We start from the raw sequence: 12,319 nt of genomic DNA on the forward strand, positions 1-12,319 counted from the left end.
CGGTCTGGACGCGGCTCGCCGCCGGCGCCTACAAAGGGACGTGTGACCGGGATCCACCACCTCCGCGCCGGCGGCACCGCCGTCGTCCTGGACTGCACCGGCGACCGGCTCCCCCGCGTCCTGCACTGGGGCCCGGACCTCGGCGACCTCGGCCCGGCGGCCCTCGCCGAGCTGCGCCGCGTGAACGAGCCGCCGCTGGTCTCCGGCCAGGCCGACGTCGCCGTGCCGCTCTCGCTGCTCCCCGAGCACTCCGCCGGCTGGCTGGGCACGCCGGGCCTGGCCGGGCACCGGGACGGGCGCGACTTCTCGACGGCGTTCGAGGTGACGTCGCTGGACGTCGCGGAGGTCGACGGCGACCCCGTCGTCCACTCGCGCGTCACCGTCGCCGCGACGGACCCGGCTGCGGGGCTGCGGCTCGGGATCGTCGTCGAGCTGCTCCGCGCGGGTCTGCTGCGGATGCGCGCCGACGTGACCAACGCCGCCCGCGGGGTCTTCGACCTCGCCGCGCTCGACCTCGCGCTCCCGGTGCCGTCCGAGGCGGCGGACATCCTGGACCTGACCGGGCGGCACCTGCGGGAACGGGCCCAGCAGCGCCACGCGTTCACTCTGGGCACCCACCTGCGGGAGTCCCGACGGGCCCGGGGCCACGACGCCAGCCTCGTGATGGCGGCCGGCGAGCGGGGGTTCGGCTGGCGCTCCGGGGAGCTGCGCGCGATCCACGTCGCGTGGTCGGGCAACACGCGCACGTTCGCCGAACGGACCAACCTCGGCACCTCCCTGCTGGCCGGCGGCGAGCTGCTCCTGCCCGGCGAGATCCGCCTCGCCGAGGGCGAGACGTACCCCGGCCCGTGGGTCTACGCCTCCCACGGCAGCGGGCTGGACGAGATGTCGGCCCGCTTCCACCGCTTCCTCCGCGCCCGCCCGGAGCACCCGCGCTCCCCGCGCCCGGTGCTGGTCAACGTGTGGGAGGCCGTGTACTTCGACCACGACCTCGACCGCCTGAAGGCGCTGGCCGACCGGGCCGCCGCCGTCGGCGTGGAGCGCTACGTCCTCGACGACGGCTGGTTCGCCTCCCGGCGCGACGACACCAGCGGGCTCGGCGACTGGTACGTCTCCCCCGACGTCTGGCCGCACGGGCTGCACCCGATCGTCGACCACGTCCACGGCCTCGGCATGCAGTTCGGGCTGTGGTTCGAGCCCGAGATGGTCAACCCGGACTCGGAGCTGTACCGCGCGCACCCGGAGTGGATCTTCTCCGCCGGCGGCCGGCTCCCGGTACCGGCCCGCCACCAGCAGGTGCTCGACCTGGCCAACCCCGGCGCGTACGCCCACGTGCGCGACCACCTGCTCGCCGTCCTCGACGAGTACGCCGTCGACTACATCAAGTGGGACTACAACCGCGACCTGGTCGAACCCGGGCACCAGTCCACCGGGCGGGCTGGCGTGCACGAGCAGACGCGCGCCGTGTACCGGCTCATCGACGAGATCCGGGCGGCCCACCCGCACCTGGAGATCGAGTCCTGCGCGGGCGGCGGCGGGCGCGCCGACCTCGGCATCCTCGCCCGCACCGACCGCGTCTGGACCTCGGACTGCATCGACCCGCTCGAACGGCAGCAGATCGAGGCCGGCGCCGGGCTGCTCCTGCCGCCGGAGCTGCTCGGCTCCCACATCGCCTCCCCCGTCAGCCACACCACGGGGCGCGCGCACACGCTGGACCTGCGGGCCGGCACGGCGTTCTTCTCCCACCTGGGCATCGAGTGGGACCTCACCTCGGCGACCCCCGGCGAGCTCGAGCGCGTCCGCGCCTGGGTCGCCGCCCACAAGGCCCACCGCGACCTGTTGCACAGCGGCACCGTCGTCCACGCCGACCGTCCCGACGACGCGCTCTGGGTCCACGGCACCGTGGCGCAGGACGGCGGCGAGGCGATCTTCGCCCTGGTCCAGCTGCGCACGTCGGTCGTCTCACCGCCCGGCCCCGTCCGTCTGCCCGGGCTCGACCCGGCCGCGACCTACCGGGTGGCCCCGCTCGCCCCCGGCGACGGCCCCGGCGGCCACGACGGCGCGCCGCCGACACCCTGGTGGGACTCGCCCGTCGAGCTGCCCGGGTCGGTCCTGGCCGCGGTCGGCGTGCAGGCCCCGGCGCTCAAGCCCGAGCAGCTCGTGCTGCTGCACCTCACCCGCCTGTGACCCGGCCCGGTCCCCGATTGCCGCCTCGCCGCACGGGCCGCAGAGTGAAGCGGTGACCGACGCCCCCACCGCCTCGATCTCGCGCCCCGACGTGATCGGGCCGCCCGCATGAGCACGACCGTCGACCGGGTCCGGTCCGTCGCGCGGGACTCCTTCGGCTGGGAGTCCCTGCGCCCGGGCCAGGAGGAGGCGATGACCGCCGTCGTCGAGGGCCGCGACGTGCTCGCCGTCATGCCCACCGGGTACGGGAAGTCGGCGATCTACCAGGTCCCGGCCGTCCTCCGCGACGGCCCGACCATCGTCGTCTCGCCCCTGATCTCGCTGCAGGCCGACCAGGTGGCTCGGCTCGAGGCGATCGGCGCACCGGAGGCCGTCGCGCTCAACTCCGCCCAGGGCGACGCCGAGAACGCCCAGGCGTGGCGCGCCGTCGGCCGTGAGGGCGCCGAGTTCCTGTTCCTCTCCCCCGAGCAGCTCGCGACGGACGAGGTGGTCGAGCGGGTCCGCGCCCTGCGCCCGAGCCTGTTCGTCGTCGACGAGGCGCACTGCATCTCCTCCTGGGGCCACGACTTCCGGCCGGACTACCTCGCGCTCGGCGCCGTCGTCGAGCGGCTCGGGCGGCCGGTCGTCGCCGCCCTCACGGCGACCGCCGCCACCCCGGTGCAGGCGGAGATCGCCGAGCGGCTCCGGCTGCGCGACCCGCTCGTGGTCTCCCGCGGGTTCGACCGCCCGAACCTGCGCCTCGACGTCGTGCGGCACGCCGAGGCGGAGGACCAGCACCGCGCGGTCCTCGCCGGCGTCGGCGAGCTGACCGGGCCGGGCCTGGTGTACGTGGCCACCCGCAAGGACGCCGAGCGTTACGCGGCCGAGCTCGGCGACGGCGGCCGGGCCGTGGCGGCGTACCACGCGGGGCTGCCGGCCCAGGTGCGCGAGGAGGTCCACCGCGGCTTCCTCGAGGGCGACCTCGAGGTGGTCGTCGCCACGTCCGCCTTCGGGATGGGCATCGACAAGCCGGACGTGCGCTTCGTGGTCCACGTCGACGCCCCGGACTCCGTGGACAGCTACTACCAGGAGATCGGCCGAGCCGGCCGGGACGGCGACGAGGCGACGGTCGTCCTGCACTACCGGCCCGAGGACCTCGGCCTGCGCCGGTTCTTCGCCTCCACCACCGTGGACGAGCGCGCGCTCCGCTCGGTGCTCACCGCGGTCCGTCGCGCCCGCGGCGCCCGCGGCGCCTTGACCGTGGCCGCGCTGCGGGAGCGCACCGGACTCTCCGCGCGCAAGGTCACGGGCACGGTGAACGTCCTCCAGGAGGTCGGGGCCGTCCACCGCACCCGCCGGGGTGTCGTCGCGGAGGGTTCCGCGCCGCCGAAGGCGGTGGTGGCCGAGGTGGTCGAGCTCGCCGAGTCCCGCGAACGCATCGAACGCTCGCGCGTGGAGATGATGCGCGGGTACGCCGAGACCCGTGACTGCCGTCGCCAGTTCCTCCTGGGCTACTTCGGCGAGCCGCACCCCGGTTCCTGCGGCGCGTGCGACATCTGCCTGGACGACGGCGCAGCCGATCTCGGCCCGGCCGCGTCGCCCGCCGTGCCGGTCGCCACCTCGCCGCCGGTCGCCACCTCGCCGGTCGTTGCGTCCTCCCCCGGTGCGGCGACGGCGGGCGCGCCGGCCCTCTCAACCGACGAGCCCGACCCGTTCCCGCTCCAGGCCGCCGTCGTCCATGCCGAGTGGGGAGACGGCGTGGTGATGCGCCACGAGGAGGACCGGATCACGATCTTCTTCGAGCGTGAGGGCTACAAGACGCTGTCCCGCGCTCTCATCGCCGAGCACGACCTGCTGAGCCGGACCGCCTAGTCGTCGCTCGCCCCGGCCGGGCCTCAGTAGTGCACGCGACCCTCGTACGCCTCCCACGCCTCGAACGGTGCCGTCGCGTTCTCGGGGCGCAGCTCGACCAGCGGCATCCGGTCCCGCTCGGCGTGGTCGCTGACGTACCTGTGGAACTCGGCGTCGTCGAAGCCGACGCGAGCGGCGTCGTGCCGGTCGGCGGCGTAGTAGACCGCGTCGATCCGCGCCCACAGCGCGGCGCTGAGGCACATCGGGCACGGCTCGCAGCTGCTGTACAGCGTGGCCCCGGTCAGGTCCGGGGACCCGGTCTCCCGGCACGCCGTCCGGATCGCGACGATCTCGGCGTGCGCGGTGGGGTCGAGGGTCGCGGTCACCCGGTTGGTGCCCTCGAACCTGCGCCCGTCGGCCGTGACGACGACGGCCGCGAACGGCCCGCCGTCCGAGGCGACGCTCGCCGTGGCCAGCTCGACGGCGTGCGCCAGGTGCGTCGCAGCCTGCTCAGGGTCTCGCATCAGACGTCCTCCTCGTCGGGGCCGCGACAGACCTGGAGCTCCGCTGCTCCGTCGCGCACGTACTGCGGCCCGGTGAACCCGTGCGTTGCCGAAGCCTCCCGGAAGAGCCTCGCTCTTGTCGAACTGGCAGAGCGTGCTCGCCGGCGGTTCGTCCTCGTGCGTGGTGACGCCGGCGTCATGCGTGAGCCGGCGTCCCCCGCGAGCCGGCGTCCCACGCGAGCCGGCGTCCCATGCAGGCCCGCTGGGCGACCGGCGCAGGAATGGGTGAGGATGACGACGTGCGCCGCACCATCCACGCCTCCGCCGACGAGACGTTCACGCTGCTGACCGACCTGCGCGGCCACCACCGCTGGATCCCCCTCACCACCACCGACGCCCCGCCCCCGCCGGCCCGCCCCGGCGACGCGCTCATCGCGCTGACCGCAGGCGTCTTCCCCGACCGCATGCGGGTCGAGGAGATCCGGCGGCCGTCCGACGACGGCGGTGCGCCCGGCGTGCTGGTCGTCCGCAAGCTTGGTCCCGTCCTCCTCGGCCCGGTCGAGATCACGGTCGAGCCCCTCGGGCCGGACGCCTGCACGGTCGACTGGCGCGAGGACGTGTGGCTCCGCGGCCCGCTGCCCCGCCGTCTTACCCGCATCCTGCTCGCGGCCCCGCTCGAGCTCATGACGGCGCTCGCGCTGCGGCGGGTGGAGCGCCACCTGGCCGAACGGGCCCACTGACTCCCGATCCCGCGCGGACTCCCGAGCATCCCCCTGTTCCCGAGCATCCCCCTGTTCCCGAGCAACCTCGGCCCTGTGCACCCCCTCAGCGCGGGCGTGGGCTGTGGACGCACGCCGCGAGAGCGTCGCCGCCCGGACCACCATCGACCCATGGCAAGCCGATCCAGGCCTCCCCGGTCTCCCGCGCACCACCACCTGCCCACCTCTCACCACGCCGTCCAGCACCGACGTGCCGCCGCGACGCCACCCGACCACCGCCCGGACCTCCAGCCCGACGGCATCACTTTTCTGGCGAGTTCCAGATCCGCGGGACCTGAGCGAGGCGGGCACGCAACGATCCCGCCACGCTGGATCCCGCGCACGGCGATGGCTTCGCGGCAGCCGGACGCGCGCCACTCCTGGAATGCTCACGCACTAGCTCTCCCCGTGATCGGCGCGTGCGCGGCGCGCACGAGGCTCGCAGGTGTGGAACCCGCCGGAAAACTGATGTCGGTCCGTGGGCTCCGCCGGGTCCGCCACGGGAGTCGAGGCGGGCGGGAGGGCAACCAGGATGACCCCCATCCACGATCCGTTCGACCCGCCGAGTCTTGTCGCGGACGGCCTGGCGGCCGTCGTCGCGGCGAACGTCAGGTTCGAGGCCGCCAGGCACGGGCTGCGCCAGCAGGACGTCGCTGAGATCGTGCGGATCTCCCGCTCCGCCGTCTCCCTGCGGTTCACCGGCAAGGCGGCGTGGTCGCTCGACGAGATCGGTCGGTTCGCCCAGGCCCTCGGGATCCGCCCGGGCGAGCTCACGGTGCCACCGCCGCGGCCGGTCCGGCCGGGATGGTGAGGACGCCGGGACACAGGTCCTGTGCCGGAACGGTCCGGATTGCGCCATGATGCCCGTAACGCCAGGTGAACACGCCTGCCTTGCCGGAGGAAGGACTCCCGTATGACCATCGTCGTCGGATACACCACGAAGCCCGAGGGCAAGGCCGCCCTCCAGCGAGCGATCACCGAGGCCAGGGTCCACCAGGAGAACGTCGTGGTTCTCAACGTCTCCGAGGGTGACGGCGTGCGCGACCCGCTCCTCGCCAGCGAGGACGAGCTGGACTCCGTGCGGCGCATCCTGGCGGAGGCGGGGGTCGAGGGCACCGTACGCCAGCTGGTGCGGGGCAAGGACGCCGCGGACGAGATCGGGACGATCGCCACGGAGGTCGACGCGAGCCTGGTGGTGATCGGCCTGCGCAGGCGCTCCCCGGTGGGCAAGCTCGTGCTGGGCAGCAACTCGCAGAAGATCCTGCTCAACACCGCGGCGCCGGTGCTCGCCGTCAAGGCCTGACCGCGGTCGCCGTCACCTACGACGGACGGGCCGGTGCCGGAGAAGTTCTCCGGCACCGGCCCGTCCTCGTCGCTCAGGGAGCTGGCCCCAACGGCCCCTTGCCGCCGGGGCGACTGCACGCCGGGGCTACGGGACTCCCCCTGGCTACTGGCGGCTGCCGGCCAGCACGGGGGTTGCTGCGCCGTCGGCGGCGGTGATGCCGGCGGCCTCGGTCTCGTCCTCGTCGTCGTCCTCGAAGAGGTCCTCGGCGTCGGCGGAGGCGTACTTGTCGAGGTCGAGGATGTTCTCACGCTTGGCAACGATGACCGGCACGAGCACCTGACCGGCGACGTTGACCGCGGTGCGGCCCATGTCGAGGATCGGGTCGATCGCCAGCAGCAGGCCGACGCCCTCGAGCGGCAGGCCAAGCGTGGAGAGCGTGAGGGTCAGCATGACGGTCGCGCCGGTGAGGCCCGCGGTGGCGGCAGAACCGACGACGGACACGAAGGCGATGAGCAGGTAGTCCGTCACGCCCAGGTCCACGCCGAAGAACTGCGCGACGAAGATCGCGGCGATCGCCGGGTAGATCGCGGCGCAGCCGTCCATCTTCGTGGTCGAGCCGAGCGGCACGGCGAACGAGGCGTAGGCGCGCGGCACGCCGAGGTTGCGGTGCGTCACGCGCTCGGTCACGGGCAGGGTGCCGATCGAGGAACGGGAGACGAACGCCAGCTCGATGGCCGGCCACGCGCCCTTGAAGTAGCGCCCGATGGAGAGCCCGTGCGCCCGGAGCAGCACCGGGTAGACGACGAACAGCACGAGGGCCAGACCCACGTAGACCGCGACCGCGAAGGTGCCCAGGTTGCCCAGCGAGCTCCAGCCGTAGGTGGCGATGGCGCGACCGACGAGACCGAGCGTGCCCAGCGGGGCCAGCCGGATGATCCACCACAGCACGGTCTGGATGATCTTCAGCAGGGACTTGTTGAAGGCCAGGAACGGCTCGGCCTTCTTGCCCGAACGCAGGGCGGCGATCCCCACCGCCAGGGCGAGGACGATGATCTGCAGGACGTTGAAGCTCACGCCGGTGTCGACGCCGAGGACCGCGCCCGCGTCGTCGGTCCGCAGGGAGCTGGAGGCACCCAGGCCGAGGAAGTTGCCCGGGATGAGTCCCTGCAGGAAGTCCAGCCACGAGCCGGTGCGGCTCGGCTCGGCGGCGTCCGCGGCGTCCACCGCGGCGTTGGCGCCCGGCTGGAGAACGAGGCCCAGACCGATGCCGATGGCCACGGCGACGAGAGCGGTGATGGCGAACCAGAGCAGGGTCTGGCCGGCCAGGCGGGCCCCGTTCGCCACCCCGCGCAGGTTCGCGATGGAGGCGACGATGGCCGTGAACACCAGCGGCGGGACGACAGCCTTGAGCAGCGACACGAACGAGCCGCCGATGGTGGTCAGGGTGACGGTTAGCCAGTTGTCCTCGCCGGCCGCGGTCGGGCCGATCTCGAGGGCGGCCCACCCGGCGAGGACGCCGATCACGAGGCCGATGAGGATCTGGGCGCTGAACGACGGGAGCCGGAGCCTGCGCTTCGGCTCGGTCGCCGTCGGCGATGAGGTGGAGGACACGGGGTGACCTTTCGGTGAGGTGAGGCACCGGACGCGGGAACCGCGCACGGGAGAAGGCTGCCGCGCGGAGCGCGACGGCAGGGAGGAGCCACCGCAGGCACGGCGGAGACGCCGTGGCTCGGCGGAGAAAAGGCGCTCAGGGCGCCAGGAGCGGTGCTGGGGCGCGGGTCAGATCACGCGCGGGCCGGTGAGGTCCTGGCCGGACGACTCAGCGACAACAACAGGTCGCGGACGCACACATCATGCTCGCCTGACGACAGAGGTCGACGGCGGTGCGCACGGTGAGGTTCCACGGGTTGAGCACGAACACTCCTGGGTGGTCAGGGCCGCGAGGACAGCGGCGCCACCGCACAGCGTAGACCGGCCGGGCGGAATTGCGAAGCACTCGGTACACAAATGTGACCCACGTCCCAGCAGGTCCCTTCCTTTCTGGCCCCGCGGGTTCTAGCGTCAGCATCATCACCCGCCGAGGGAGGAACGTACGTTGCTCGAGCACGCCGACGCCCCGACCACCGCCCTGCCCCCCGCGCCCACCGGCGCACGTCCGGGCGTCCTGGCCCGGAACTACGAGCCGCTCGACGTGGTCCTGGTCTCCGGCGAGGGGTCGTGGGTGACGGACGTCGACGGAAAGCGGTACCTGGACTGCCTGGCCGGCTACTCGGCGCTGAACTTCGGCCACCGCCACCCCGCGCTGGTGGCCGCTGCCAAGGAGCAGCTCGACGCGATCACGCTGACCTCCCGCGCGTTCACCCACGACCTGCTCGAGCCGTTCGCCCGAGCGGTGACGGCGCTGACCGGGACCGAGATGCTCCTGCCGATGAACACCGGCGCCGAGGCGGTCGAGACCGCGGTCAAGGCGGCACGCAAGTGGGGCTACGACGTCAGGGGGGTCCCCGACGGCGAGGCGACGATCATCGTCGCCTCCGGGGCGTTCCACGGCCGCACGACGACGATCGTGTCGATGAGCGACGACCCCCTCACCCGGGACGGGTTCGGCCCGTACACCCCCGGCTTCCGCATCGTGCCGTTCGGCGACGCCGACGCCGTCGCCGCGGCGGTCGACCGGACGACCGTCGCGGTGCTCGTCGAGCCCGTCCAGGGTGAGTCCGGCGTCATCATCCCCCCGGCCGACTACCTGCCCCGGCTGCGGGCGCTGTGCGACGAGCACGACGTGCTGCTGGTGCTCGACGAGATCCAGTCCGGCCTCGGGCGCACGGGCACCACGCTCGCCCAGGACCTCGTGGGCGTCCGGGCGGACCTGACGACCCTGGGCAAGGCGCTCGGCGGCGGGATCCTCCCGGTCTCCGCCGTCGTCGGACGGCGCGACGTGCTCGGGGTCCTCACCCCCGGCACCCACGGCTCGACGTTCGGCGGCAACCCGCTCGCGTGCGCCGTCGGCATCGCGGTGGCCGACCTGCTCGTGCCCGGCACCCTCCAGGCCCGCGCCGCCACCCTCGGCGCCGAGCTGCGCACGAGGGTCGAGGCGCTCGTGGCCGAGGGGCTGCTCGCCTCGGCGCGCACGGTCGGCCTGTGGGCGGGGCTGGACGTCGAGCCCTCCCTCGGCATGACCGGTCGTCAGACCTGCGAGCTGCTCGCCGCCCACGGGGTCCTCACCAAGGACACCCACGGCTCGACGATCCGGCTCGCTCCCCCGCTGAACATCGAGCGGGAGGACCTGGACCTGGCGCTGGACATCCTCACGAAGGTGCTGCGCGAGCGTCGCGCCGCGGTGGGCGGGTAACTGCTCACGGTGGGCGGGTAACCGCTCACGGCCCGCGCGGCGCAGCAATATTCGCTCGACGCCTCGGGCGACGGCGTGCCAACGTTCCTGCCATGAAGAAGGACTCCTGAAACCGCGCCGGCGAACTCTGCGCCGGCAGCCTGCCCGCCTCGTCGGCGGCACGTCGGCACCCGGTGCCACGGATGAGACCCCGGCCCGCGACCGGGCCCGCACCCTTCAGGAGGTACCCCTTGGAACCGCTTCTGCACGCCTTCACGCTCAACAGCCTCGGCCGCGACCTGGGCGACATCGCCGCGATGCCGCACCGGCCGCTCACCGACCTGCGCCGTCGGAAGGGCGGGCCCTCGCGCCAGCCCGCCCCGCACCAGGCGCCGCCGCGGCGGCCGGCAGTCCCGCTGCGCCAGCCCAAGCGGTAGGCAGGAGACGGACGCCCCGCACCCTCGGTGCGGGGCGTCTCGCGTGCCCTGCTCGCCGGCGGTCGGCGGCTAGCCCAACCGGACGGTTTCGTCCAGATTGAACCGCCGACGCTGATGGGGAGTTCTCCCCATGGACGTTCTGCGTTCTCCGAGTTCTAATGGATACACAGCGGGCGCAGGGGGCGTCCGGTGGACGGCATCCAGGGGTGCCGACCCAGGAGGGGGCTCCGTCAGGGGTCAGAGCTTTGCGGCTGCACGACACGTCACGGGCCCCCTCCTCCTGTCTCTCCCGCCGCGCCGCACGTCGGCGACATGCTCGCGCACCGGGGTCGGCCTGCCGGTCCGTGCGCGGCCACGCCGCACGTGCAGTTCGTGCGGGGGCTACGCGGCTCCTCGGGACGACGGCGGAGCCCACTTCCTCCAGCGCACGCCGACATGGGCGCGTGGGCCAGCGACGCCGCGCACAACGCCGGCGCGCCCGGGCGTGCGGCCGGGCGGCCTCTGCAGGCCAGGGCGACCTCGGCACGGCCGACGCTCCGGCCCAGCCGCTCGTCGAGGTTTCAGCCGCTCGCCGAGGTGCCAGCCGCTTTCACAGGTGTCAGCGGTTCCAGGGCACGTCGGAAGGGGCGCGGCCCTCGTCGGCGGCACGCGCGGGCACGACCATGACCGGCGAGGCCGCGTGGTGCAGCACCGCCTGGCTGGTGGAACCGAGGAGCAGGCCGGCGAATCCCCCGCGGCCGCGCGAGCCGACGACGACGAGCTCGACGGCCGTGGAGAACTCGGCCATGAGCGCGGCGGCGTTGCCGTCCAGGGCGTGCTGACGCACGCGGACGTCGCGCCCGGCGACGGCGGACTCGACGGCGACGCCGAGCCCCTCACGCACGTCGGCGAGCACCTCGTCGCGGTCGACGGCGGCCGGCAGCCACGCCATCGCGCCGGCCCCCGTGGCGATCGGCACGGCGGCGACGGCGGTCAGCTCGGCGTCCCAGAGGATCGCCTCGTCCACCGCGCGGTGGAGGGCGATGCGCGCCGACTCGGAGCCGTCGACGCCGACGACGATGCGCTTGATCGGGGTGAACTGGCGGCTGGTGTTGAGGGGCACCACCACGGTCGGGCAGTGGGCGTGGGCGGGCAGGGCGGAGGAGACCGTCCCGAGGAGGCGGTCGGTGAATCCCCCGCCGCCGCGGGTGCCGACGACCACCATGCTGGCCTCGCGCGAAAGGTCCACGAGCACACCGGCGGGGTCGCCGGTCTCGAGGGCGGAGGTGACGACGAGCCCCGCGCCGGCCGTGCGCGCGACGGCCTCGTCCACGACGGCCTGGGCACCCTGCTGGATCGCGGTGTCGTCCATGGCCGCGTACCCGCCGTCGAGGGAGGCGGCGGTGAAGGAGGGCAGGGCGTAGGCGCAGACGACGTGGAGGCGCCATCCGGCGCGCTTCGCCTCGGCGACGGCCCAGTCCATGGCCCCGAGGCTCGCCTCCGAACCGTCCACCCCGACCACGACGACCTTTTCGCGGGTCATGACAACGCCTCCTTAGTTGACCGACCGTTGACCATCAGGTGTCCCTTTACGGAACCTTATCGGCACCGGTCCCCCTCGGGACCAGGACCATCGGAGGTATGTCGGCGGATTCCGTGCCGGCCTGCCCGGAAGGGACAAAGGCCCGACCTTGGCGGAACGGACCGAGGGGCCCGACGACGACCCGACCCGGGCGGAACGGACCAGGGGGTCCCGACGACGACGACGACTTGACCCGGGCGGACCGACCGCGCCCGACGACGACGACGGCCCGCCCCTTGGGGGCGGGCCGGCGCGGTGGGGGCGTGGCGGTCGGTGCCACGCGGGGCACCCCGGGGTCCGGGGGGTGCGGTGGCGTCGGTCAGCCGACGCGGATGAAGATCGGGTTGGAGATGTAGATCGGGGACTCGTACAGCGGGGTGCCCGGGCTGCGGGCGGCGATGTGCTGGCCGTTGCCGGTGTAGATGCC

At 73.7% G+C, this 12,319-nt stretch carries 10 protein-coding genes; 7 read left to right on the forward strand and 3 right to left on the reverse strand.

What is annotated here, in order from left to right:
- Positions 1-42 precede the first annotated feature (42 nt).
- Positions 43-2,187: an alpha-galactosidase gene (locus tag KZX45_RS11205; RefSeq protein ID WP_248257807.1), complete on the forward strand. Its 2,145-nt coding sequence runs from the start codon at positions 43-45 to the stop codon at positions 2,185-2,187.
- 108 nt (positions 2,188-2,295) lie between these two features.
- Entirely contained in the window at positions 2,296-4,038 is a 1,743-nt protein-coding gene (locus KZX45_RS11210) for an ATP-dependent DNA helicase RecQ (protein ID WP_248257808.1), read from the forward strand.
- Between the two features lie 23 nt (positions 4,039-4,061).
- Here KZX45_RS11210 and KZX45_RS11215 read toward each other — a convergent pair whose 3' ends face one another.
- Positions 4,062-4,541 (reverse strand): nucleoside deaminase, encoded by a 480-nt coding sequence (locus tag KZX45_RS11215; protein WP_248257809.1) that lies wholly within the window; start codon positions 4,539-4,541, stop codon positions 4,062-4,064.
- Positions 4,542-4,819: 278 nt separating this feature from the next.
- On the opposite strand from KZX45_RS11215, the gene KZX45_RS11220 reads away from it, so the two are divergent.
- The 3 genes from KZX45_RS11220 to KZX45_RS11230 all read left to right on the forward strand — a co-directional run bounded on the left by KZX45_RS11220 (position 4,820) and on the right by KZX45_RS11230 (position 6,581).
- Positions 4,820-5,260 (forward strand): SRPBCC family protein, encoded by a 441-nt coding sequence (locus KZX45_RS11220; protein ID WP_248257810.1) that lies wholly within the window; start codon positions 4,820-4,822, stop codon positions 5,258-5,260.
- A gap of 550 nt (positions 5,261-5,810) precedes the next feature.
- Positions 5,811-6,089, forward strand: coding sequence for a helix-turn-helix transcriptional regulator (locus KZX45_RS11225; protein WP_248257811.1), 279 nt, complete (start codon positions 5,811-5,813; stop codon positions 6,087-6,089).
- Between the two features lie 102 nt (positions 6,090-6,191).
- Positions 6,192-6,581, forward strand: a complete 390-nt coding sequence (locus KZX45_RS11230; protein ID WP_248257812.1) for a universal stress protein — start codon at positions 6,192-6,194, stop codon at positions 6,579-6,581.
- A gap of 144 nt (positions 6,582-6,725) precedes the next feature.
- On the opposite strand, the gene KZX45_RS11235 is transcribed toward KZX45_RS11230, so the two are convergent.
- Positions 6,726-8,174, reverse strand: coding sequence for a dicarboxylate/amino acid:cation symporter (locus KZX45_RS11235; protein WP_248257813.1), 1,449 nt, complete (start codon positions 8,172-8,174; stop codon positions 6,726-6,728).
- Positions 8,175-8,691: 517 nt separating this feature from the next.
- Between KZX45_RS11235 and rocD the strand changes: the two genes are divergently transcribed.
- Complete coding sequence (rocD, locus tag KZX45_RS11240; protein WP_248257834.1) at positions 8,692-9,915, forward strand: ornithine--oxo-acid transaminase; 1,224 nt, start codon at positions 8,692-8,694, stop codon at positions 9,913-9,915.
- 230 nt (positions 9,916-10,145) lie between these two features.
- A complete protein-coding gene (locus KZX45_RS11245) occupies positions 10,146-10,331 on the forward strand; it encodes a hypothetical protein (RefSeq protein WP_248257814.1) in 186 nt (61 codons plus the stop codon).
- A 598-nt stretch (positions 10,332-10,929) separates the two neighbouring features.
- Here KZX45_RS11245 and KZX45_RS11250 read toward each other — a convergent pair.
- Complete coding sequence (locus KZX45_RS11250) at positions 10,930-11,853, reverse strand: universal stress protein (protein WP_248257815.1); 924 nt, start codon at positions 11,851-11,853, stop codon at positions 10,930-10,932.
- Positions 11,854-12,319: the final 466 nt, after the last annotated feature.

Origin of the sequence: Georgenia sp. EYE_87, from assembly GCF_023148685.1 — a bacterium.
GTDB lineage: Bacteria > Actinomycetota > Actinomycetes > Actinomycetales > Actinomycetaceae > Georgenia.

What these genes read in the sequence shown, in the direction of transcription:
- KZX45_RS11210 (WP_248257808.1), top strand. Translation starts at nt 2,296, where the DNA reads ATGAGCACGACCGTCGACCGGGTCCGGTCCGTCGCGCGGGACTCCTTC.
- KZX45_RS11215 (WP_248257809.1), bottom strand. Translation starts at nt 4,541, where the DNA reads ATGCGAGACCCTGAGCAGGCTGCGACGCACCTGGCGCACGCCGTCGAG.
- KZX45_RS11225 (WP_248257811.1), top strand. Translation starts at nt 5,811, where the DNA reads ATGACCCCCATCCACGATCCGTTCGACCCGCCGAGTCTTGTCGCGGAC.
- KZX45_RS11230 (WP_248257812.1), top strand. Translation starts at nt 6,192, where the DNA reads ATGACCATCGTCGTCGGATACACCACGAAGCCCGAGGGCAAGGCCGCC.
- KZX45_RS11250 (WP_248257815.1), bottom strand. Translation starts at nt 11,853, where the DNA reads ATGACCCGCGAAAAGGTCGTCGTGGTCGGGGTGGACGGTTCGGAGGCG.